At 62.3% G+C, this 22,720-nt stretch carries 20 protein-coding genes and 1 pseudogene; 10 read left to right on the top strand and 11 right to left on the bottom strand.

Annotated elements, in window-relative coordinates; genetic code table 11:
- Window positions 1–34 precede the first annotated feature (34 nt).
- Window positions 35–1,090 carry a hypothetical protein gene (locus MON38_RS14290; RefSeq protein WP_241936863.1) on the bottom strand — a complete coding sequence of 352 codons (1,056 nt, stop codon included), beginning with the start codon at window positions 1,088–1,090 and terminating at the stop codon, window positions 35–37.
- A gap of 106 nt (window positions 1,091–1,196) precedes the next feature.
- Here MON38_RS14290 and MON38_RS14285 point away from each other — a divergent pair, with 106 nt between their 5' ends.
- On the top strand, window positions 1,197–3,422 hold the full coding sequence (locus tag MON38_RS14285; protein ID WP_241936862.1) for a S9 family peptidase: 2,226 nt from the start codon (window positions 1,197–1,199) through the stop codon (window positions 3,420–3,422).
- Window positions 3,423–3,592: 170 nt separating this feature from the next.
- On the opposite strand, the gene prmC is transcribed toward MON38_RS14285, so the two are convergent.
- Window positions 3,593–4,471, bottom strand: coding sequence for a peptide chain release factor N(5)-glutamine methyltransferase (gene prmC / locus MON38_RS14280; RefSeq protein WP_241936861.1), 879 nt, complete (start codon window positions 4,469–4,471; stop codon window positions 3,593–3,595).
- 56 nt (window positions 4,472–4,527) lie between these two features.
- Between prmC and ribD the strand changes: the two genes are divergently transcribed.
- From ribD to MON38_RS14255, 5 genes are all read left to right on the top strand, one after another.
- On the top strand, window positions 4,528–5,577 hold the full coding sequence (gene ribD / locus MON38_RS14275) for a bifunctional diaminohydroxyphosphoribosylaminopyrimidine deaminase/5-amino-6-(5-phosphoribosylamino)uracil reductase RibD (RefSeq protein ID WP_241936860.1): 1,050 nt from the start codon (window positions 4,528–4,530) through the stop codon (window positions 5,575–5,577).
- 110 nt (window positions 5,578–5,687) lie between these two features.
- Window positions 5,688–6,170, top strand: coding sequence for a GAF domain-containing protein (locus MON38_RS14270; protein WP_241936859.1), 483 nt, complete (start codon window positions 5,688–5,690; stop codon window positions 6,168–6,170).
- A gap of 28 nt (window positions 6,171–6,198) precedes the next feature.
- The gene (locus MON38_RS14265; protein WP_241936858.1) at window positions 6,199–7,155 is read left to right on the top strand and encodes a carboxypeptidase-like regulatory domain-containing protein; all 957 of its coding nucleotides are present in this window, start codon (window positions 6,199–6,201) and stop codon (window positions 7,153–7,155) included.
- 122 nt (window positions 7,156–7,277) lie between these two features.
- Window positions 7,278–7,955: a Cj0371 family chemotaxis-regulating polar lipoprotein gene (locus MON38_RS14260; protein ID WP_241936857.1), complete on the top strand. Its 678-nt coding sequence runs from the start codon at window positions 7,278–7,280 to the stop codon at window positions 7,953–7,955.
- Window positions 7,956–8,107: 152 nt separating this feature from the next.
- Entirely contained in the window at window positions 8,108–9,313 is a 1,206-nt protein-coding gene (locus MON38_RS14255) for a glutathionylspermidine synthase family protein (protein ID WP_241936856.1), read from the top strand.
- 64 nt (window positions 9,314–9,377) lie between these two features.
- Here the strand turns inward: MON38_RS14255 and MON38_RS14250 are convergent, their stop codons facing one another.
- The 4 genes from MON38_RS14250 to MON38_RS14235 all read right to left on the bottom strand — a co-directional run bounded on the left by MON38_RS14250 (window position 9,378) and on the right by MON38_RS14235 (window position 13,777).
- Window positions 9,378–10,043 (bottom strand): phosphatidylserine decarboxylase family protein, encoded by a 666-nt coding sequence (locus MON38_RS14250; protein WP_241936855.1) that lies wholly within the window; start codon window positions 10,041–10,043, stop codon window positions 9,378–9,380.
- 217 nt (window positions 10,044–10,260) lie between these two features.
- Window positions 10,261–11,547, bottom strand: a complete 1,287-nt coding sequence (locus tag MON38_RS14245) for a Glu/Leu/Phe/Val family dehydrogenase (protein WP_241936854.1) — start codon at window positions 11,545–11,547, stop codon at window positions 10,261–10,263.
- A gap of 144 nt (window positions 11,548–11,691) precedes the next feature.
- Complete coding sequence (locus tag MON38_RS14240; protein ID WP_241936853.1) at window positions 11,692–12,666, bottom strand: phosphatidate cytidylyltransferase; 975 nt, start codon at window positions 12,664–12,666, stop codon at window positions 11,692–11,694.
- 139 nt (window positions 12,667–12,805) lie between these two features.
- The gene (locus MON38_RS14235) at window positions 12,806–13,777 is read right to left on the bottom strand and encodes a CPBP family intramembrane glutamic endopeptidase (RefSeq protein ID WP_241936852.1); all 972 of its coding nucleotides are present in this window, start codon (window positions 13,775–13,777) and stop codon (window positions 12,806–12,808) included.
- Window positions 13,778–13,976: 199 nt separating this feature from the next.
- On the opposite strand from MON38_RS14235, the gene dusB reads away from it, so the two are divergent.
- Window positions 13,977–14,969, top strand: a complete 993-nt coding sequence (gene dusB, locus MON38_RS14230) for a tRNA dihydrouridine synthase DusB (RefSeq protein ID WP_241936851.1) — start codon at window positions 13,977–13,979, stop codon at window positions 14,967–14,969.
- Between the two features lie 163 nt (window positions 14,970–15,132).
- Entirely contained in the window at window positions 15,133–16,341 is a 1,209-nt protein-coding gene (locus MON38_RS14225; RefSeq protein ID WP_241936850.1) for an ATP-binding protein, read from the top strand.
- A gap of 189 nt (window positions 16,342–16,530) precedes the next feature.
- On the opposite strand, the gene MON38_RS14220 is transcribed toward MON38_RS14225, so the two are convergent.
- The 3 genes from MON38_RS14220 to MON38_RS14210 all read right to left on the bottom strand — a co-directional run bounded on the left by MON38_RS14220 (window position 16,531) and on the right by MON38_RS14210 (window position 19,382).
- Window positions 16,531–17,592 (bottom strand): lipocalin family protein, encoded by a 1,062-nt coding sequence (locus MON38_RS14220; RefSeq protein WP_241936849.1) that lies wholly within the window; start codon window positions 17,590–17,592, stop codon window positions 16,531–16,533.
- 144 nt (window positions 17,593–17,736) lie between these two features.
- Complete coding sequence (locus tag MON38_RS14215; RefSeq protein ID WP_241936848.1) at window positions 17,737–18,432, bottom strand: carboxypeptidase-like regulatory domain-containing protein; 696 nt, start codon at window positions 18,430–18,432, stop codon at window positions 17,737–17,739.
- A 50-nt stretch (window positions 18,433–18,482) separates the two neighbouring features.
- Complete coding sequence (locus MON38_RS14210) at window positions 18,483–19,382, bottom strand: carboxypeptidase-like regulatory domain-containing protein (protein ID WP_241936847.1); 900 nt, start codon at window positions 19,380–19,382, stop codon at window positions 18,483–18,485.
- 113 nt (window positions 19,383–19,495) lie between these two features.
- Between MON38_RS14210 and MON38_RS14205 the strand changes: the two genes are divergently transcribed.
- Window positions 19,496–20,023 (top strand): hypothetical protein, encoded by a 528-nt coding sequence (locus tag MON38_RS14205; RefSeq protein WP_241936846.1) that lies wholly within the window; start codon window positions 19,496–19,498, stop codon window positions 20,021–20,023.
- Window positions 20,024–20,095: 72 nt separating this feature from the next.
- Window positions 20,096–21,889 carry an amino acid permease gene (locus MON38_RS14200; protein WP_241936845.1) on the top strand — a complete coding sequence of 598 codons (1,794 nt, stop codon included), beginning with the start codon at window positions 20,096–20,098 and terminating at the stop codon, window positions 21,887–21,889.
- Between the two features lie 62 nt (window positions 21,890–21,951).
- Here MON38_RS14200 and MON38_RS14195 read toward each other — a convergent pair whose 3' ends face one another.
- Window positions 21,952–22,107, bottom strand: coding sequence for a hypothetical protein (locus MON38_RS14195; protein WP_241936844.1), 156 nt, complete (start codon window positions 22,105–22,107; stop codon window positions 21,952–21,954).
- Between the two features lie 499 nt (window positions 22,108–22,606).
- Window positions 22,607–22,720 (bottom strand): annotated as a pseudogene (locus MON38_RS14190) (IS5/IS1182 family transposase); the annotation flags it as partial.

Raw genomic sequence — 22,720 nt, 5'->3', positions numbered from 1 at the left:
TCTGGCAGGAGCGGCCCTTTTTTATGCGTTGTGGCTAATACTTCTGCACCTTGACCTGGCAGGTGAGCAGGGGGTTGGTGCCCCCGGTGAAAGCGGTTACCTGCAGTAGTCCATAATACGCTACGCCGTTGCTGTCGAAAGCTTTGAAGGCGATGACCTGGTTGAGGGCCAGCGGGCCGGTGGTTTTATTGCTGGTAAGGCCATTGGGGTATTTGTAAGCCGCACCGGCATTGAAAACCGCCAGAATACCGGCGTTGGTGGCGGCATTGGCAAACTGCGTGGGGGTGAGGCCCACGGCGCGCACTTCGGTGGCGCGCCGATGGTCGGCATCGGCAGGCCATTTGCTACCGTTCAGCGGCACGCGGCTGGCGGTGTCCGCCGGGGCCGCCAGGCTTACGGCGGTGCCGGCCCGGTTGGCCACGCACACTAGGTCGACGAGGGTTTGGTTGGCTAGCAGCGAGGCGCTGTTGTTGAGCACGGCATATTTAGGCAGCAGCAGGCCCGAGCGCAGGTTCAGGAACACGCGGCGGCTGTCGCGCACGCTGGCAGGGCGGGGTGCCTTGAACGGTATCGGGCGCAGTATCAGCGGGTAGTTGTGGAACACGGCGGCCGAATCGGTTTTGCGCACGGTGAGGCGGTAAGCGCGCGCGGCGGTCTGGTCGCTGGCATCGGTGGCTGTGTAGGTCCAGGTTTCCTTGCCCGAGGTGGTGCGGGCCATCAGCCCGTTTACAAACAGGATTTCGCTGCCCCGGCCTGCGCCGCCGCTGCCAGCGGGCAGCAACGAATCGAGGTAGACGACCCGAAGCGACCGGGGTGCTCTAGTGGTATCGAAGCTGCTAGTCGGAATGGGGTAAAGAATCGGCGCGAGGCCGGGTTCGTAGGTTACCTCGATGCGCAGTCTTTTCAGGGGCTGGTCGTTGCCGACGGCGTAGGCATGCGTTACGAGGGTGTCGCCGGCTTCCACGGTGCGGTTGCCCGATAGCAGGCCGGTGGCGCCCACAAAATCGAGCCGCACGGGCGCATCGGTTTTGGAACAGGCCGCCAGTGAGGCCAGCGCCGACAGGCAGAAAAACAAGGAGCGAATTCGCATAGGGCAAAGATACTGGGGGCTGGCCGCGCAACCCTGCTACGGCCGGTGGTACCTTTAACGCCCTACTCCCGCCCGTATTTCGCTTTCGTTTCTTTTTACCTGATTTATGCGTTTTCGCTTTGTTGCGCTGGCTGCGCTGCTGGCTGCCAACGGCCCGGCATTGCTGCCAAGCCTCACCCCCACCCTGGCCCGGGCCCAGCAGAAACAGGCGCTCACCCTGGAAGACATCTGGACCCGGCCTACGTTCCGCGCCGCCTCGGTGCCGGGCTTCAACTGGATGAACGATGGCCGCTACTACTCGGCCCTGGAAAACGGCACCCTGGTGCAGCACGAAGTGACGACCGGCAAAACCCTGCAAACGCTCGTATCGGCCACCGAACTGCAGCTGCCCGGCGAGGCCAAGCCGCTGGCCGTGGACGGCTACAGCTTCAACGCTGATGAGCAGAAAATTCTATTTACCACCGGCACCGAGCCCATTTACCGGCGCAGCGCCCGGGCCAGCTACTACGTGTTCGACCGCGGCAACAGGAAGCTGACGCCGTTGAGCGCGGGCGGCAAGCAGGGCTACGCCACGTTTTCGCCCGATGGCCGCTACGTGGCTTTCACCCGCGACAACAATGTGTTCGTGACGGATTTGGCCACGATGCAGGAGAAGGCCGTGACGACCACCGGCGTGCCCAACAAGCTCATCAACGGCTCGGCCGATTGGGTGTACGAGGAAGAATTCAGCTTCGCGCAGGGCTTTTGCTGGTCGCCCGACAGCCGGCAAATTGCGTTTTATACCTTCGACGAAAGCCAGGTGCCCGAGTACGACATGCAGGAATGGGGCGGGCTTTACCCCAAGGAATACCGCTTCAAATACCCCAAGGCCGGCGAGAAAAACTCGGTGGTATCGGTGAGCAGCTACGAGGTGGCCAGCGGCAAAACCGTGAAGATGGACGTGGGCCCCAACCCCGACCAATACCTGCCGCGCCTGATGTGGACGCAGGCCCCGAACACACTCAGCATTCAGCGCCTGAACCGCCTGCAGAACAAACTCGAAATCCTGCACGGTGACGCCACCACCGGCAAAACCCAGGTGGTGCTGACCGATGCCAGCCCGGCCTACGTCGACATCAGCGACGACCTGCGCTACCTGCCCGGCGGCAAGCAATTCCTGTTCACGAGCGAGAAGGACGGCTACCAGCACCTCTACTTGCATGATATGAGCGGCAAGCCCGTGCGCCAACTCACGAAGGGCAGTTGGGAGATTACGGCCGTGAACGGGTTCGACCCCAAAACCGGCTTCGTGTACTATACCAGTGCCGAAGCCTCGCCGCTGCAGCGCCACCTCTACCGCGTGAATGTGAGCGGCCACGGCAAGCAGCGCCTCAGCGAAGCCGGCCCCGGCACCGATGTGGTGAATATGAGCCCCGACACTCAGTATTTTCTCAACACGCACTCGGCCGCCGGGCTGCCGGCCGTGGTGAGCCTGCGCGAAGGCAGCACCGGCAAGCTGGTGAAAACCCTGGAAGACAACTCCAAGCTACGCGAAACCCTGGCCCAGTATGACCTGGGCAAGCTGGAATTTATCAGCTTCAAAACCAGCGACGGCACCCAGCTGAACGCCTCGATGCTGAAACCCAGCAACTTCGACCCCGCCAAAAAATACCCCGTGCTGATGTACGTGTACGGCGGCCCCGGCTCGCAAACCGTGGCCGACAACACCGGCGGCGGCATCTCGGCCACCAACTACCTCTGGCACCAGCTGCTGGTCCAGAAAGGCTACATCGTGGTGTCGGTGGATAACCGGGGCACCGGCGCACGGGGCCGCAATTTCCGCCAGACCACCTACGCCAACCTGGGCAGGCTCGAAACCATCGACCAGGGCGAGGGTGCGAAGTACCTGGCCACGCTGCCCTATGTGGACAAATCGCGCATTGGCATCTGGGGCTGGAGCTTCGGCGGCTACATGACGGCGCTGGCTATGACGAAGAATGCGGACCTTTTCAAGATGGGCATTTCGGTGGCTCCGGTCACGAACTGGCGCTACTACGACACGGTGTACACCGAGCGCTACCTGAAAACACCGCAAGAAAACCCAGGCGGCTACGACGATAACTCGCCGGTGCAGTTTGCCCAGAACCTGCGCGGCAAGTTCCTGCTCGTGCACGGCACCGGCGACGACAACGTGCATTTCCAGAACTCCATCGCCTTCGTCGATGCCATGATTAAGGCCAATAAGGACTACCAAACGCTGTACTACCCCAACCGCAACCACGGCATCCGGGGCGGCAACACCTCGCTGCATCTGTATCGACAGATGACGAATTTCGTGCTGCAGAACTTGTAGGCTGGCAGGGCTTAGTAGACCATCAAAATCAGCCCGTCATGCAGAGCGCAGCGAAGCATCTCGCGTGCCGCCACTAACCAATGACGACCTCGCGACTGACGACCTCGCGATTGAGCTACTACCACACGCGAGATGCTTCGCTGCGCTCTGCATGACGGGCTTTTGCCTCTCTACCGCTCCTCTCCTACACCCCCACCCCGCGCTGCCCGCACCATGCGCGGCCGCCCGAACATATCGGCCACCACGCGCACGTCGGCAAAGCCCTGCGCGGTGAATAATGCGGCCGTTTCCGCGCCCAGGGCTTCGTTGATTTCCAGATAAGCCACGCCATCGGCGGCCAGCAGCTGCGCGCCGATTTCGGCCAGCCGCCGGTAGAACAGCAGCGGGTCCTCGTCGGGCACAAACAGGGCCGTAGCCGGCTCCCAAGCCAGCACGTTCTCGCGCATCTCAGCGCGTTCGCTTTCGCGCACGTAGGGCGGGTTGCTCACCAGCACGTCGAGCGCGCCGGGGGCCAGGCCGGCGGGCAGTTGCGTTAGAATATCAACCTGTTGAAACGCTACCATCGGCGCCCACATGGCCGCGTTGCGGCGGGCCACGGCCAGGGCTTCGGCCGAAATATCCACGGCCAGCACCTCGGCTCCGGGCAGCGCGCGGGCCAGCGCCAGTGCCAGGCAACCCGAGCCGGTGCCCACGTCGAGCACGCGCCGGCCGGGCCGGCTGGCCTGCTCCTGGGCGATGAGCTGCACCAGTTCCTCGGTTTCGGGGCGCGGAATGAGGGTAGCGGGCGTCACTTCCAAATCCATGCCGGCGAAGTGGGCCGTGCCCAGCACGTATTGCACCGGCTCGTGGGCCAGCAGGCGGGCCTCGATGGCGGGCAGCTGCGTCATAATTTCGGGCGCGACGGCTTCGCGGGCGGCCATGCGAAACGGCAGCGGCTCCAGCTGCAGCAGCTGCTGGAACACGAGCGTGGCAATGGCTTCGGCCTCGTGCGCCGGGTAAAGAGCCGCGAGGGCGGCGGTGAGGGCGGCAGTGGCATCGCGTAGCATCATCGGAAACAAAGGTAGGCCGGGGGCGTAGCTACGGTGTCGCACCTACCTTCGCTGCTATGAAATCAGACGACGTGAAACCAGACGACGCCCTGTTCATGCGCCGCGCCCTCGATTTGGCGCAGCTCGGCACCGGCTACGTCCGGCCCAACCCTTTGGTGGGCTGCGTGGTGGTGCACCAGGGCCAAATCATCGGCGAGGGCTGGCACCGGCAATACGGCGGGCCTCACGCCGAGGTGAATGCCCTGGCCGCCGTCGAAAACCAGGAGTTGCTGCGCGAAAGCCGCGTGTACGTGACGCTGGAGCCTTGCGCCCACCACGGCAAAACGCCGCCCTGCGCCGACCTGCTCATCGAAAAAGGCGTGCCCGAAGTCGTCATCTGCAACGTCGACCCGTTTGCGCTGGTGGCCGGCCGTGGCATCGAAAAGCTGCGGGCCGCCGGTGTGCACGTCGAAACCGGCCTGCTGGCTGAGGAAGGCCGCTGGCTGAACCGCCGGTTCTTCACTTTTCACGAAAAAAAGCGGCCTTATCTGGTGCTAAAGTGGGCCGAAACGGCCGACGGCTTCTTGGCCGGGCGCTATTTCCAGCCGGTTCAAATCAGCGGGCCGCAGGCGGGGCTGCTCACCCACCAGTGGCGCGCCGAGGAGGCCGGCATTCTGGTGGGCACCCGTACGGCGCTGCACGACAACCCGCGCCTGAACGTGCGCGACTGGCCCGGCCCCCAGCCCACGCGCCTCGTCATCGACAAAAACCTGAGCCTGCCGCCCACCCACCACCTGCTCGACGGCTCGCAGCCCACCCGCCTCTACACCTACCGCCAGCCCCACCACACCCCCAACCTCGACCTCGTTACGCTCTCCGAAGCCGACGACCTGCTGCCCCAGGTGCTGGCCGATTTGCATGCGCAAAATATCCAGTCGGTACTGGTAGAGGGCGGCCCTACGGTGCTGAACGCGCTGCTGGCTGCCGGCCTGTGGGATGAAATCCGTGTGTTCCGCTCGCCCATGCGGCTGGGCCAGGGCATTGCCGCCCCGCGGCTGGGCCACACCGGCCGCCGCTCGGTCGAAAATGTTGGCCCTGACGAGCTGTTGTGGTACGTGAACGACTAAGCGCGCCGATTTCGGCAAAGCCGTTTCGACGGCTGTAATGCCGGCTTCCTTACTGCGAATAACTATTCATCTTCATTGCAATTCGCGGACTACAACGTCCGCGCTACCTCATGGCCGAATCCCTCACCCTCGATACCACGCTCACCAAAGCCGAGCAATACCGCCAACTGCTGCCCCAGATTGAAGCCCTCACCACCGGCGAGCCCGACCTCACGGCCAACCTCGCCAATACGGCCGCCGCGCTGCGCCAGGCGTTTGGCTTTTTCTGGGTCGGCTTCTATGTAGTGAAAGCCGACGAGCTGGTGCTCGGCCCCTTCCAGGGCCCCATTGCCTGCACGCGCATCCGCCACGGCAAGGGCGTGTGCGGGGCCAGCTGGGCACGCGCCGAAACCGTGCTGGTGCCCGACGTGGAAGCCTTCCCCGGCCACATCGCCTGCAGCTCCGATTCAAAATCCGAAATTGTGGTGCCCATCCTCAAAAACGGCCAGGTCGTGGCCGTGCTCGATGTCGACAGTGATAAACTCAACGACTTCGACCACGACGACCAGGCCGCGCTGGAGCAGCTAATGCAGCTGGCAGCGCAGTGGTTTTAGTCGCGCCATCCCTTTCCAAATCTGCCGCGTGACTTACTACTCCATTATTCGCCTGCTCGGGACCGTCGGATTATCACTACTCAGCAAATGGGCAAACGGCCAAGCCTCTGCCCTCACGGGCACGGTGGTTAATGCCGCTTCTGGCCAGCCGGTGCCGTTTGCAGTAGTGGAAATTCCCACCCGGCACCTCGGCGTTCAGGCCACCGAGCTGGGAACTTTTGTGCTGGAACTGCCGATGGCCCTGGCTTCCACCGATTCGTTGTGGGCTACCTCGCTGGGCTACCACGCGCGGCACTTTGCCGTGCCCGCAGCATCGCCCTGCCGCCTGCAGCTGCAAGCAAGCACGGTGGCATTGCCCGAAGCCGTGGTACGGCCACCCGGCCCACCCACCGTGCTGGGCCCGGGAGCTGACGGCGACAAGTTTGGATTTGCTCAAGGCACGCTGCGGGCGGTTGGCAGCCAGGGTTGGCAAATAGCCCGACGGTTCGATAACGCCCCAACCGGCGTGGTTCAGGCCGTACGCTTCTATGTAAAGCCCAACACGCAGTGCGGCAAGGCGGCGGTCAGAGCCCCTTTCCGAGTGCGCCTGTATGCAGCCGATGGGCCCGGGGGTGCACCCGGCACCGACCTGCTGACGGTATCTGTCCTCACGGCCGCCGCCGGGAAGGGTTGGCATGAAGTCGACTTGCTCCGCTACCAGATTCAAACTCCAACGGCTGGTTTTTATGTAGCAATGGAGTGGCTGTACACGGATGATGCCTTTGGCTGCACGTACACCTCTTACAACCCGACGACCAAAGAGAAAAAAACTGCTTACGCCTACGGCCAGAGCCTGGGTGGCTATTTCGACCTTGCCCCACCCGCGACCTGGTACCTTAGCACCGGCTACCCGTGGCAGCAATTTGCTCATCGCTCCATCGCCCGTATTCCAGACCAAGGCCAGAACCGCAACGCTGCCATTCAGGCCGTTATCCAGCTCAACTAGCCCAACAGCAAGTATGGCTTAACCGCGCTGAAGCTTTCAGCCGACAAATCTGCAATCCCGGTCTTTGCCAAACAAGCATAGTTTTCCTTTTAGGACAGCGCCCATCCACACTTCTCATTCCTATGAAAAAGCACTTCCACTCCCTCGGCGACTGGCGCCGCAACGTGTTGCTGCTGGCCGCCGCCGGCAGCCTGGGCCTCGCGCTGCCCGCCTGCTCGGGCAACGAAAACAGCACCGATGAACAGGGGGCCGAAGCCAGCTGGGGCGGCGAAACCTACAGCCAGGGCGTCATCACCGAGATGACTGAAGTGAAGCCCGACGAGTGGAAAATCACGGCCGAGCGCCCTGCTGGCAAGGAAGAAGTGGCCGCCATCCTGCACCACCTCGACGGCAAAACCGACACGCTGCAAGGCCAGGCCCTGCAACGCCAGATGCAGGACTACAGCCGCCAGAACCCCGAAAACCACGTCCAGAACAGCGGCCTGATGAACGTGCTGATGTGGAGCAGCATCGGCTACATGGCCGGCCGCTACATGACCCCCAACCCCGGTTACTACGCCAACCCCGGCGTGATGCAGCAAAACCAAAGCTGGCGCGCCAACGTGGCCCGCGAGCGCCAGAGCGGCCGCGGCTTTTTCGGCCGGGGGTTTGCCGGCGGGCGCACTTCGCCCACGGCCGGCATTCAGGAAAGCCGCTCCACGTTGCGCGCGTCGCCGCGCCCCAGCTTCCGCAGCAGCGCCCCGGCCGGGCGTAGCAGCGGCTTCGGCAGCCGCGGCGGCTTCCGGGGTTTTGGGGGGTAGCGGGTATTCGAGTTAAAAAGCACGTCATGCTGAGCGCGGCGAAGCATCTCGCGTGCGGCTACTAATTCTTTTTCTAAACATTTGAATTTACCGCTGGACGCGAGATGCTTCGGCTGCGCTCAGCATGACGTCCTAATTGTCACGACCTACCAATGATAAATCTGCTCCCCCTCACCGGTGATGTAGCGCCCGCTGTGCGTGGCATGGGCTGGGAATGGGCCATCGAAGACGCCTGCCAGCACTACGTGGCCCGCGAAGCCGTGCAGTTGCCCGAAGCTGACGCGGAAACCCTGCTGCAAGCCGCCGACACGCTCTACGATATGCTGGTGCAGGCCATTCCCGATGCACTGCCAGACGACTTCCTGCGCCAGCTTGCCATTCCGCCCAACTTATGGGAAGCCGTGCGCCACTCCTGGCACGACGAGCGGCACTGGCACCTCTACGGCCGCTTCGACTTGGCCCTGACCCCAGAAGGCCCCAAACTACTAGAATTCAACGCCGATACCGCCACCAGCCTGCCCGAAACCATGGTGGTGCAGTGGGCCAGCCTGGTAGCCGCCGGCCAAGCCGAAGACGACCGTCAGGCCAACGGCCTGTTTGAGTGCCTCGAAGACCAGTTCCGCCACTGGCGCGGCCTCAACAACGACTTGCAGGCCACGCTGCTGCTCGTGCATTTGCCCGACAGCGCCGAGGACGAAGCCAACTGCGCCGTGCTGGCCGAAGCCGCCCGCACCGCCGGTTTCGCCGATACCTATGTGTGCCCGGTGGATGCCATGCGCGTATCGGTGGATGGCGAAGACCGGGGCGTGTGGGCCGAAACCGTGCCCGGCCAGTGGCAGCGGTTCGACTTCCTGTTCAAGCTGGTGCCGTGGGAAATTCTGGCCGAGGAAGAGCCTGCCCTCACCGCCGACCTCGCAGATTTGCTACTCACCCGCAACGTGGTGATTGCCAACCCGGCCTATGCCCTGCTGTTCCAAAGCAAGGCCCTGCTGGCGCACCTCTGGGCCACCTTTCCGCACCACCCTCTGCTGCTCGAAGCCAGCCTGCAACCCCTCGCCGGCCACGGCGTGCGCAAGCCCGTTTTCGGCCGCGAGGGCCAGAACGTGGCTGAAATCAACACCGACGGCAGCCCCGGCACTGAAATTCCCGGCAAGTTTGGCCAGCAGCCGCAGCTCTACCAGCAATGGGCCGAGCTGCCCGCCGACGCGCAGGGCCGCCGCTACCAGGCCGGCGTGTTCTGGGCTGGCGAGGCCTGCGCCATCGGCTTCCGCCGCGACGCGGGCCTGATTACGAATCTGTCGGAATTTGTGCCGCACCTGCTCATTCCACCCATCAACCCGATAGATTCGCTGCTGTAGAAGCAAAGAAAAAGGCCACTTATCCAGTGGCCTTTTTCTTTCTTAAATCTTTGAAAGAAGATTATTACGACACCTTCAGTTGGCAAATCACGGTTTCGCCGCCCTTCACTTTCTGGCCCAGTTCTACTTTCACTTCGGTATCCATCGGCACGAAAACATCGACGCGCGAGCCGAACTTAATGAAGCCGAACTCCTCGCCCTGGGTCACTTCGTCGCCCTCGTTCACATACCACACAATCCGGCGGGCCATGGCCCCGGCAATCTGCCGGAACAGCACCAGCGGGCCGGCATCCGACTCTACCACCACCGTGGTGCGCTCGTTCTGGGTGCTGCTTTTGGGGTGCCAGGCCACGAGGTAGTTGCCAGGGTGGTACTTAAAGTATTTCACCAGCCCAGAAATCGGGTTGCGGGTGACGTGCACGTTAATGGGCGACATGAAGATGCTGATTTGCTTGCGCTCATCCTCGAAATACTCGGGCTCGAACACGTTTTCAATCACTACCACCTTGCCGTCGGCCGGGGCCAGCAGCAAGTCTTCGTGGGTGAACATGTGTCGGAACGGGCTGCGGAAAAACTGCAGAATCAGCAGGAAGATGATGACCGTGGCGCCAGCAAACAGCCGGTTCACCAGCACCTGCCCCCGGTTGAACTGAAACATGAGCAGGTTGAGAACCAGCAGAATCAGCAGCGTGACGAACAGGATGCGTCTTCCTTCTTTGTGAATCTTCATAATCACGAATTGAAACGGCGTGCACGACGCCGCTTCGGGTAAACAATTGGTCTTAAACGGAGCGCGTCGGCCAATAGCTGGCCGCCCACGGCCCCTAAGCTAGCGCAAAGGTCAGCAAGGAACAGTAAAAAGGCACGGGCCGCTGAGCCCGTGCCTTTAAAACCATACGAACAAACCGGCCCCAACGGCCAACTGGCCCGGGCAGCCGGCTCATTTTTTAGAAGCCGCCGCGGTACTTGTAGGTCTGGGCTACTTTGTCGATGGCCACCACGTAGGCGGCGATGCGCATCGGGATTTTATATTTCTGGCTGGTCTGGTACACCTTTTCGAAGGCATCGGACATGATGCGGTCGGCGCGCTCGGTCACCATTTCCAGCGTCCACTTGAAGCCCTGCTTGTTCTGCACCCACTCGAAGTACGACACCGTAACGCCGCCCGAGTTGGCCAGAATGTCGGGTACTACCATGATGCCTTTCTCGTTGATGATGGGGTCGGCGGAGGCCGAGGTGGGGCCGTTGGCACCCTCCACAATCAACTTGGCTTTGATGTCGTGGGCGTTGTGCTCGGTAATCACGTCCTCCACGGCAGCGGGCACCAGCACGTCCACGTCCGACGTCAGCAGGTCGTCGGGGTTCATCGGCGTGGCGCCGGCGAAGCCTTCAAGGCGGCCGTTGTGGGCGTTTTTGTAGGCAATGGCTTCGTCGATGTTGATGCCATCAGCGTTCCAGTACGCACCCGAAATGTCGGACACGGCCTTGATTTTCACGCCCTGCTGGTGCAGCAGCACCGCGGCCCACGAGCCCACGTTGCCAAAGCCCTGCACAGCAGCCGATACTTCGGTCGGCTTCAGGTTCAGCTTCTTGAGAGCGGCCAGGGCCGACACCATTACGCCGCGGCCGGTGGCCTCGGTGCGGCCCAGCGAACCACCCATTACCAGGGGCTTGCCGGTTACCACGGCGGGCGAGGTCATGCCGTTGGTTTTCGAAAATTCGTCCATCAGCCACGCCATTTCGCGGGGTCCGGTGCCCATGTCGGGAGCCGGAATGTCGCGGTCGGGGCCGAAAATGTCTTTCAGGGCCAACGTGTAGCCGCGGGTCATGCGCTCAATTTCGCCGGCGCTCATCGTGGTGGGGTCGCAGATGATGCCGCCCTTGGCGCCGCCGTAGGGGATGTCGACCACGGCGCACTTCCAGGTCATCCAGGCCGCGAGGGCCTTCACCTCGTCGAGGTGCACGTTTTTGTCGTAGCGGATGCCGCCCTTGCTCGGGCCCAGAATGGTGTTGTGAATCACGCGGTAGCCTTCGAACACCTGCACTTTGCCGTTGTCCATCGTCACCGGAATGTGCACGATAACCTGCTTATCGGCAGCTTTGAGTACGTTGTAGGTTTCGTCGTCGAGGCCGAGAATTTCGGCGGCGATGTTGAAACGCGACATCATCGATTCGAGCGGGTTTTCGCGGTCGACTTTCGGGGCCGGTTCTTTATACACAGTGTGGGCTGCCATGAGGGGAGGTTATGGTGTGTGGGTGGGACTTGGATACGGTTTAGGGCCGCAAAGGTAGCTTCTTTTAGCTGTTAGCTACTAGCTGTTGGCTGTTAGCTCTACCCTGAACGGGGCTAATAGCAGCTAATGGCTAAAAGCTAACAGCTAAGCAAAAAGCAGTTGCAGCAGCGCCAGCACCGGCAGCACCAGCAGAAACGCGTCGAACCGGTCGAGCAGGCCGCCGTGGCCGGGCATGATGCTGCCCGAGTCCTTCACCCCCACGCTGCGCTTGAGCATGGACTCGGCCAAATCGCCCAGCGGGGCGAACACCGCCACCACGCCGGCCGCCACGAGGCGGTGCGCCAGGGGCATATCGGGCAGCATGAAGCCCACGGCCCAGCCTACCACCAGCGTGAGCACGAAGCCGCCGGCCCAGCCTTCCCAGGTTTTGCCGGGCGAGATTTTGGGGGCCATTTTGTGCTTGCCGAAGGTTTTGCCGGCGGCATACGCGCCAATGTCGGAGGCCCAGATGAGGAAAAGCAGGGCGAAGATGCGGCGGTAGTCGTAGCCTGATTTGCTGCTAACTGCAATGAGATTCAGCAAAATCATAGGCAGGCTCACATACAATAGGCCAGTCAATGTGATACCAACATTCGTGAACGGCGCTTTGACACTTGGCCAGTTCCGCATTTCTACCAATATCAAACTGATAGGAGTTAACAGAATTATTACTGGCAACATCTTACGGAAGAACAGGCCTAAGCCATAATACTCGGCATTCATCCGGTTTTGGTAGATGACCGCACTGCCAATTACATCTGGCACATCACCGGTAGCCGCTAAATAGTCAGTAATAAAAATTGTGTAAGCAAAGCCTATAAATAGCGCTAGGCTTGCCCCCACCCCAATCCACGTAGCCGGTGCGTAGCCGCCCGCCCGCATCATGCGGTAGAACTCCCACAGCATCACGGCCTGCACAAAGGCGAAGAACAGCCCGAATGTGACGGGGCTGAACCAGACGCTGCCCAGCAGCAGCGCGGCCCCGATGAGGCCGTAGATGACGCGCAGGCGCAGGTTGCTGGGGCCGGCGGGCGTGGCGGCGGCAGTTTCGGAGGTAGCGGGAGGCGTAGAGTCGGCCAAGTGGGGAAGGATGTAGAGACGCGATACTTCGCGTCTCATCGTTGGGAATCGTTGGGAGTTGTGCGGTTACGGACGTTCGAAGAAAGTCGTTCGGCCGGAGGTCAGCGGCGCGCACACCGAGACGCGAAGTGTCGCGTCTCTACATCGCCTGGCGCACGCCATCGCTGCCGATGGTCAGCATCTGGGTAGGCGCGGCGGGGGCCGTCATGCTACGATGCAGCACGTAAAGCAGACCGGCCGTGAGCAGGGCCGAGGGCAGCACCAGCGTCCAGGGCAGCGCGTCGGTCGAGTCGGGGTCGAAGCCCCAGCCGAACTGGCCGCGCTGGGTGAGGTAGAGGATGAGCAGCTGCAGGGCATTCTGGGTGAAGTGTGCGGCCATGCTCACCAGAATGTTGCCGCTCCAGAGGTACAGATACCCCAGCACCAGCCCCAGCACGAAGCGTGGCACAAACCCGAAGAACTGGAAGTGAATGGCCGAAAACAGCGCCGCGCCCAGCCACACGCCCACGTGCGGCGAAAACCAGCGCACCAGGTTTTTTTGAATCACGCCGCGAAACACCAGCTCCTCGGCCACGGCCGGCACCAGCGCAATCACAATTACGCCCACCGCGAAGCGGGTTCCGGAATTGAACCGGGTGAGGAATTTGGTGAGGCCAGCGGCGCGGTCTTCGCTGGCGCGGGCCCACCCCTCGAAATCGTGCAGCGCGGCCGGGAAATGCGCGCCCGCGTTCCAGGCGATGATGACGGACATCAAGGGCAGAATAACCACGATGAGCGCGGCGGCGGCCAGCAGCCACCAACCCGCCCCCAGCCGGCGCGGGCTGAAATACTCGGCCCAGCGGTAGCCCATGGCCGAAGCCAGCGCCAGCGCCCCGCCCCCAAACGCCAGCAGCAGCAGCAGCCCCTGATACAGCATCAGAATGCCCCAGCCCTGCGGCTGCGTCTCCGGCGAAGTGGTGATGCGGGCCATATCGAGCAAGCCCACCCCGAACGTTGCCTGCGAGATGCCGGCAAACAGCGTCAGGCCCACGCAAGCGCCCATAATCATGAAGCCCAGCAGCAGCAGAATCTGGAGGCCGGGGTGCAGCGTGCGGGGCAGGAAACCTTTCATAGCGGGGCGCAAGTTGGGAAGGGCGTAAATTTGCGTAAAATACGCTGACATTTAGTTGGCAACTGTCATCCTGAGCGCTGCGAAGGACCTTATCACGGCTGAGCTGTTTGTAGTAAATCAAACGGCGCAAACGTGATAAGGTCCTTCGCGGCGCTCAGGATGACAGTTGCTCTATCAGTAAAAAACCTATCGTATTCCCGTGGTCAACATCGGTCCCAACATCTCGCTTCCCGACTTCCCGCTCCTGCTCGCGCCCATGGAGGACGTGAGCGACCCGCCTTTCCGCGCCGTGTGCAAGGCCAACGGGGCCGATTTGATGTACACCGAGTTCATCTCGTCGGAAGGCCTGATTCGGGCCGCCGCCAAGAGCCGCAAGAAGCTCGATATCTTCGACTACGAGCGGCCCATCGGCATCCAGCTTTTTGGTTCCGATATTGAAACGATGGGCGAATGCGCCGCCATCAGCACCGAGGCCGGGCCCGATTTGATTGACATCAACTACGGCTGCCCGGTAAAGCAAGTAGCCTGCCGCGGCGCGGGCGCGGCCCTGCTTCAGGACATTCCCAAAATGGTGGCCATGACGGCTGCCGTGGTGAAGCACACACACCTGCCCGTGACCGTGAAAACCCGTCTGGGCTGGGACGAAGGCACCAAAAACGTGGAAGAAGTGGCCGAGCGCCTGCAGGACGTGGGCATCGCCGCCCTCACCGTGCACGGCCGCACCCGCGCCCAGCTCTACAAGGGCGAGGCCGACTGGCGCCTCATCGCCAGCATCAAAAACAACCCGCGCATCAAAATCCCCATCTTCGGCAACGGCGACATCGACTCGCCCCAGAAAGCCGTGGAGTATAAAAACCGCTACGGCGTGGACGGCGTGATGATTGGCCGCGCCAGCATCGGCTACCCCTGGATTTTCCGCGAAGTGAAGCATTTCGTGGCCACCGGCCAGCTGCTGGCCCCGCCCACCCTCGAGGAGCGGGTGGCCGCCTGCCAGATGCACTTCGACCGCAGCATCGAGTGGAAGGGGCCGAAAGTGGGCATCTTCGAGATGCGCCGCCACTACGCGCACTATTTCCGCGGCCTCGAAGGCGCGAAAGCCTGGCGCACTAGCCTGGTAAATGCCGAAACGCCCGCCGACGTGCTGGAGATTTTGCAGGAGATTGCCGCCAGCGACGCCGTGCTGGTGGGGTAGTTGTCTGTCATCCTGAGCGCAGCGAAGGACCTTATCATGTCTGAACGTTTTGCAGTAATCATTTTTTGACCTGCTACTCGTTCGGGAGTGATAAGGTCCTTCGCTGCGCTCAGGATGACAGTCGGTTTGCTGCCGTTCCTTTGCGCGCCCCGTATCCTCCTTCATGATTCCGATTTACGAGAAGAAAACCCGCATAAAAATCCTGGTGGCGGTGCTGGCGCTGCTCATTGGGGCGGCTACCATCATCTACACCAACTGGCTGGTGCAACGCGTATCGGCCCGCGAGCAGCAGCAGATTCAGCTCTACGCCAAGGCCCAGGAGTTCATCATCAATTCGGAATCGGACTCGAACACGCTGTTCGTGTTCAATGAGATTGTGAATGCCAATGCCACCATTCCGGTCATTCTCAGCAGCGACGGCAAGGACATTATCGCAGCCAAAAACGTGCTCATGCCCGCGCACCTGCCCGAAGCCGATTCGGTGGCCCTGCTGCAGCGCGAGCTGCTGCTGATGAAGCAGCAGCACCCGCCCATCGTGGTGAAGTTCGGGGCCGGGCAGGTGAACTACATTTTCTACCGCGACTCGCAGCTGTTGCGGCAGCTGCGCACCTATCCGCTGGTGCAGCTGGTGGTGATTGGCTGCCTGGCCATCATTGCCTACTTCGCGTTCAGCTCCTCGCGCCGGGCCGAGCAGAACCGCGTGTGGGTGGGCCTGGCCAAGGAAACTGCCCACCAGCTGGGCACGCCGCTCAGCAGCCTGGTGGGCTGGCAGAACTACCTGCGCGACTCCGACCGCTTCAAAAACGAGCCTATTGTAGAGGAGCTGGGCAAGGATATTCGCCGCCTGGAAATCATCACCGAGCGGTTCAGCAACATCGGCTCGGTGCCGGTGCTGAAGGACGAAAACCTGTACCAAACCACCCGCAACGCCATCGAGTACCTGCAAAGCCGGGTGTCTAAAAAGGTGGTTTTCAAGATTGAAACCGACCTACCAATGGACACGCCGGCCCGCATCAACGTGCCGCTGTTCGATTGGGTGATTGAAAACATCTGCAAAAACGCCGTGGATGCGATGGAAGGGCGCGGCTCTATCACGCTGCACCTGCGCCGCGTGCGCACCCGGCGCACCTGGTACCGGCGCGGCGCCCCGCCCCGCCAGGTCGCGGTCGACATCACCGACACCGGCAAGGGTATCTCCAAAGCCAAGCTCGAAACCGTGTTCATGCCCGGCTTCACCACCAAAAAGCGCGGCTGGGGCCTGGGCCTGGCCCTGGCCAAGCGCATTATCGAGAACTACCACGAAGGCCGCCTCTTCGTGAAGTGGAGCGAGGTGGGTCGCGGCACCACGTTTCGGGTGGTGCTGAACCAGTAGTCGTCTGTCATTGCGAGCGAAGCGCGGCAATCCATCCTCTCGATGCAGAAAGCCCTAAAATTGTGACAAGCACTTTTTGAAACGCAAAAAGCCCCGACTCATGCCAGAGCCGGGGCTTTTCACATTATCAGGCTGGTCGCACTTAGAGGACTGATTGCCGCGGCCTGCGGCCTCGCAATGACAGACGACCTACCTATTCGTAATCTCCACGTAAGCCTGGCCCGTCACCGGCTTGCCGTTATGCGTGCCTTTCACGCGGCACATGCCTTCCCAGTAGTACATAGTGAAGGCGTGGAAAAACCGCAGCGCCAGCTCCTGCTGCGGCACCAGCGGCTCGATGGTGAGGTCGTAGCCCTGGGCGGGCACTTGCACGCGCCAGGTGGCGGGGTACTTCTTTTTCGATTTCGGGCTCGTCCAGTACGTGAGGGGCGTGAGGGTGAAATCGGGTCCCGAGAGGTGCAGGTCGCCGCCGGTGGGGCGGCTCAGGGTGCCGTTGTTGAGCTGCTGGCCGGTGGCGGTGTTGCGCAGCGTGTTCAGCATGAACTCCTCGCGGGGCTCATCGAGCTGGATGGCGAGCCAGTCCCAGCCCACGTTTTTGTCCACGATGCTGGTGCAGTTCCACTGCCGGTCATACCACAGCTCGCCGGCCACCTGCCGGGTTTTGCCGGCAATAGTGAGCGTGCCGGTGGTGGCTAGGCGCGGGTAGGAATAGTAGCCGGCCGTGATGCCATTGCCGTAGTTTTCGTAGCCAGTGCCGCTGTGCAGCACCACGGGCCGCGTGGGGCGGGTGGTGAGGTCGAGGGCGTAGCCGGCGTTCTGCTTGCCGGTGAGGGCGGCCTGGAAATGGTAGGCTCCCTCCTGCCCATCGAACGTCCACGTCTGCCCGGCTTTGCGTTCGCGCAGCCGCACCGGCAGCGAATCGGTGAGCAGGCGCGGCAGGCGGCCCAGGTCGTAGTCGTAATTGAATTTCTGGCCCTGCGGGTCCGTCAGGGCCACATTCACCATCTGCCAGTCCTGCTTGCCATCCTTCAGGTTGAAGTGGAAGAAGACGTACTCGACGCCAAACTGCTCGCCGGTAGCCTGGTCGCGCAGGTGGCCGGTGAGGTACCACCATTCGAGCGAGTTTTTGGGATGCGGGGCTTCCTCGTGGGGAAGCTCGGCGCGCTGGGCGGTGGGGTTGAATCGGGTGGTAGGGCGCGGGGTGGCGCAGGCGGCCAACAGGCCAAGAAGGGCAAAACGCAACACTTTCATACCCTGCTACAAGGCATTTTGGGGGCGAAAGGTTTGGGCACGCAAGGTTTATCGCGCAAGGTTTCGCGAGGTTAAAAGAGGTTTCGCAAGGTTGATATTATCGTTGACCTTGCAAAACCTCTTTTAACCTCGCGAAACCTTGCGCTACCCTTTCGGCGGCATCACCGGCGGCTCGGGCTGGCGGATTTTGCCCATCACCTTGCCCCGGCCTTCCACCGATTCCATACGCACCACCAGCTCGACGGGCGGGCCGGCGGCGGGTAGTTTCACCGGTACCTCTTTTACCTTGAACACGAACGGGCTGCCCTGCACGCGCAGCGTGAGCGCGCCGGCACGCACGGGCTCCCAGCTGCGGGCCAGCACCAGCTCGAAGCGGCCATTTTCGTCGGTGGTGGTGCCGTACTGGGTATCGTTGATGAAGACGAACACACCGGCCACGCCAGGCCCGTTGGCGCCATCGAGCACCACGCCGCGAATGGTGATGGACTGCTGCTGCTCGGCCGTGACCGGCACCGTGGCGGCGGCCGCGGTGGGCGGCTGCTGGGGCGGCTGCGTGGCGCACGACGAAGCCGACTGCCAGCCCAGCAGCGCCAGGCCCGCCAGCACCCAGCGCCGCCAGCGCGCCACCGGCGGCGAGGCTACCTGGGTAGCGTAGGCATTGGCGCACACCGGGCGGCCGCCCTGCCCCGCCAGAAACGCCAGAATCTCAGCCTCGCTGAGCGTGGTGAAATCAACAACTTCGGTGGCGCAGGTGGCGCAAAAGCGGCCGGCCGCCGTGGGCGACATGGCAGCCCAGGGCTGGGCGCAGGGCTGCGGAATGGAAAACGAGGAAGAAGCCATGCGGCTAAGGTATTGGTTTTTGGAAGAAAGCCCGACAATGGTTGGCGGCCTCAGTTGCGGTGGAAGGGCCGAGTGAGCCAGTATTTGCCCCAGAAGTAAAAAGCGCGGGGGTGCCAGGGGGCGGGCGGCAGCTTGCGGCTCCACGGCGTGATAAGCACTTCTCCCATCATCCCTTTCATATCGGCTTGTAGTTGGAAGGCCTGCGTTGCGCTCGCGGTGCGGGTTGCCAAGGTGCGCTCCTGCGCCACAAACCCCACAAACGACAAGCTGATGGTAAGCGCCGGGGCACTGGACATTTCGGCGGGCACCGGCAACTCATAGTAGCCATCGGCGGTGGTGCTGGTACCAATAGTGGTGCCCTTAATCAGCACCGTGACACCCGGAAGCCCTTGCTTATTAGAAAAATCAGTAACAATACCCCGTAGTACCAGCGGCGCAGCAGGCGCGGGCGCGGTTATGCGCGTACCGCTGCTCACCATGCCCATGGTAATAACCGCGGGGGAAATATTGGATGGCAGCACAATCGTGTTGCGCGGTTTTGCGGCCGTCGGCACCTGCGTTTCGGGCACGGGCGGCGTGGCCGGCACGGGGCCGCCCCAATAGCGGGCGCGCCACTCGGTAGCAGCCTGGGCTTGGGCCTCGGGGCTGCCCGTTTCGCGCACGGCCCACACGGCCACGAGAGCCGCCAGCCACGCCCGCCACCGCGCCGCTGGGGCAACCGGCGCGGCGCGCTGCAACGGCCGCTCCAGCTGCCCCGCCGCGAACCGGCCGCAGGTGCGGCCACTCGCAGCCCCGGCCAGGTAGGCCAGGATTTCGGCATCGGTTTTCAGGGTAAAGTCGACTACGGTTTTGGCGCAGGCGGCGCAGTGGCGGCCGGCGGTGGCCGGCGTCATGGCATCCCAGCTTTCGTGGCAGGGCTGCGGAATGTGGAGCGAGGTGGTGGCGCGCATAAGCAGGTAGTGAAAGGCTTTGCCCCTTCGATGCCCGCCGGCCCGCGAATGCATACAACGCATTCGCAAAAACTTGTATCTTGTAGCTATTCAGCCGCTACCGCTTCTTGTGTATGAAAACGATTCTTCGCTTTGCGCCGCTGGCGCTGTTTGCCCTGCCCGGTTTCAGCTACGCCCAGACGCGGGCGGGCAGCGCGGTGGGCCTGGAGTTTCCGGCCCCGGCTCCGCCCGCCAAAGGTCATTTCCTCACGGGCACTTACGTGGTGGGCGCTTACTCGCCACTGGCCACGGCCTCGGGCTACGGCTACGGGGTGCAGCCCTACCTGCGCTACCAGTTTGGCAGCAGTGCTACGGGCCGGCTGCGGCCGTTTGTGCAGTACAGCTTCGTGAGCTACCGGCTGCCGGCCTACGGCACCGGCCTAGGCTACGGACCCGAGAGCACCGGGCTGCCGGCCAATGCGGCATTTGCGCCGCTGGCGGCCCGCAGCATGCCCTCCGGCTACGGGCCGTACGGCAGCTACGGCGGACTGGGGGCTTTTTCGGTGGGCATTCCGATGCAACTGGGGCGCGGCACGGCCGTGCTGAATATCGGCGGCGCACTACTCGAAAGCGCCTTCATGCAGTCGCTGCATCCCTGGTAGCCGGGGCCGGGCGCGTCGCAAGCCGCGCCGGGGCGCTATCTTTTCGCCCCCAAACCCGCCCCCTGTTCTTTCATGAGCTCTGAAAAATCCCTGTTTCGCCGCAAAACCATCGCGGCCATTCTGCAAAATCCCCCGGCCGACCACGAAGGCCACGCCAGCCCCGGCGGCCTCGAACGCCACCTCACCGTGCGCGACCTCACGGCGCTGGGCATCGCGGCCATTATTGGGGCCGGCATCTTCAGCACCATCGGCAAGGCCAGCCTCGATGGCGGGCCGGCGGTGTCGCTGCTGTTCGTATTCACGGCCGTGGCCTGCGCATTTTCGGCGCTGTGCTACGCGCAGTTCGCGGCTACTATTCCGGTCAGCGGCTCGGCTTATACCTATGCCTATGCCTCGTTTGGCGAGCTGGCGGCCTGGATTATCGGCTGGGCCCTGATAATGGAATACGCGGTGGGCAACATCGTGGTGGCCATTTCGTGGTCCGACTACTTCACTGGATTGATGGATGGTATCGGGTTGCACATTCCGCTCTGGCTCACGATGGGCACCCAGACCGGCCACGCCGGCTATGAAGCCGTGCAGACGCTGGTGCAGAGCGGCAAGACGCTGGCCGAGGCCACGGCCGCCGTATCACCGGCCCAGCTCGATGGCTACAAGGCCTGGATGATGGCCCCGGCCCTGAGCGACAGCCTGCACTTGGTCATCGACCTGCCCGCCTTCCTTATCACCGTAGCCATTACAGCACTGGTGTACGTGGGCATCAAGGAAAGCAAAAACGCCTCGAACCTGCTGGTTTTGTTGAAGTTGATTATCGTCTTCATCGTGATTGTGGTGGGCGCGTTCTACGTGAACCCGGCCAACTGGACGCCCTTCGCCCCCAACGGCGTGGGCGGCGTGCTCAAGGGTGTGTCGGCGGTGTTCTTCGCCTACATCGGCTTCGATGCCATCTCGACCACGGCCGAGGAATGCAAGAACCCGCAGCGCGATTTGCCCAAGGCGATGATGTACGCGCTGATTATCTGCACGGTGCTGTACGTGATTATCACGCTGGTGCTCACGGGCATGGTGTCGTATAAGGAGCTTGGCGTAGGCGACCCGCTCTCGTTTGTATTTGCCAAAGTTGGCTTGTCGCGTCTGTCGGGGCTGGTGGCGGTGAGTGCGGTGTTTGCGATGGCCTCGGTGCTGTTGGTGTTTCAGCTCGGGCAGCCGCGCATTTGGCTCACGATGTCGCGCGACGGGCTGTTGCCGACGGTGTTCTCGAAGATTCATCCGCGCTTCCATACGCCGTCGTTCGCCACCATCGTCACGGGCTTTTTCGTGGCGGTGCCGGCGCTTATTCTGAACATGGATTTGGTGGTCGACCTCACCAGCATCGGCACGCTGTTCGCGTTTGCGCTGGTGTGCGGCGGCATTCTTATCATCGACCCCTACGGCAAATCGGAGGCCCGTTTCAAAGTGCCGTACATCAACGGGCAGTGGCTGGTGCCGCTGATTCTGGCGGTGGGCGCGTGGCTGGTGGTGCGCTATAACGGCGTCAACAACCACGAGTTTATGCTCGACATTACCGGCCAGCGCGGCTGGATTGAGCACGACGCGCTGAGCGGCAAAGTGACCGGCGGCTTCGCCCACCAGATTCCGACGCTGGTGTTCTTTCTCTTCTGCGTGGGGCTGGCGGTGCTTTCGTTCCGCAAGCGGCTCTCGCTGCTGCCCACGCTGGGCCTGCTCATCAACCTGTACCTGATGACGGAGCTGGGCATCAGCAACTGGACGCTGTTTTTCGTGTGGCTGCTGATTGGCTTGGCCGTGTATTTCGGCTACGGCTATAAGAACTCGAAGCTGGGCCGCACGCCGGAGCTGGTGGCGTAGCAACTGTTTCGTTAGAGCTTGAGAGAAGCCCTAGCTGCTGCTGCGGCCAGGGCTTCTGGCCGTTACGTTTTCCAGCCGAGCCAGTCGGTCAGCCACAAGCCGCCCACCACGAGGGCCACGCCTACCGCGACCACCACGCCCGTCACCACGCCGATGGCCACCACCCACGCCACGCCAGGCACCTTATCCATCCTGTCCTTATCCTCAAAGAAACGCATGGAGCGAAGGTAGCCCCCAGCAGTGGGGAAGGGTTGGCGGCAGATTGCTACCGCTCAACGACTAAGCTGACCGGGCAACGCACGAGTGTGCACTGGAAAGCGTATTTTTTCTTTCACCAAACGACGCCTGTTTACCGTACGACCGTTTGGGTAAACCAACTGTATCATTGGGTATGACCAACTGCTGTCGGCACATTTGCTGCGGAATTTTCTTCCTCGTAGGCCTCCTGGATGCTCACTTTGCGACTGGAAAGCCAGAGGCACGCCTGCCTTCTCAAGCACTGGGAGACACACTCCTTGGGGAAGTGCGCCGCTATTTCAAAAACGGCCAACTGTTGGAACGCTACCGCTTGGTCAACGGGCAGTTTGAAGGTGCTCGCGTTATCTATTACGCCTCCGGGCGCGTGGACCGTGAAATGACCTATCGAGGGGGATGGCCACATGGCTTGTTCAAGGCTTACGACAAAGAGGGGCGCCTACAGCGGGAAATTAGGAAGTGTTAACAATCGCGCAACCAGAGCACGGTTGCTGCCAAGTGAATAAAAGCCAGAAAATGCCGGTCCAACTTGTCGTAGCGCGTGGCCACGCGGCGAAACTGCTTGAGGCGGCTAAA

Origin of the sequence: Hymenobacter cyanobacteriorum, assembly GCF_022631375.1 — a bacterium.
Classification (GTDB): Bacteria; Bacteroidota; Bacteroidia; order Cytophagales; family Hymenobacteraceae; genus Hymenobacter; species Hymenobacter cyanobacteriorum.
This window is presented reverse-complemented; position numbering and strand designations above follow the sequence as displayed.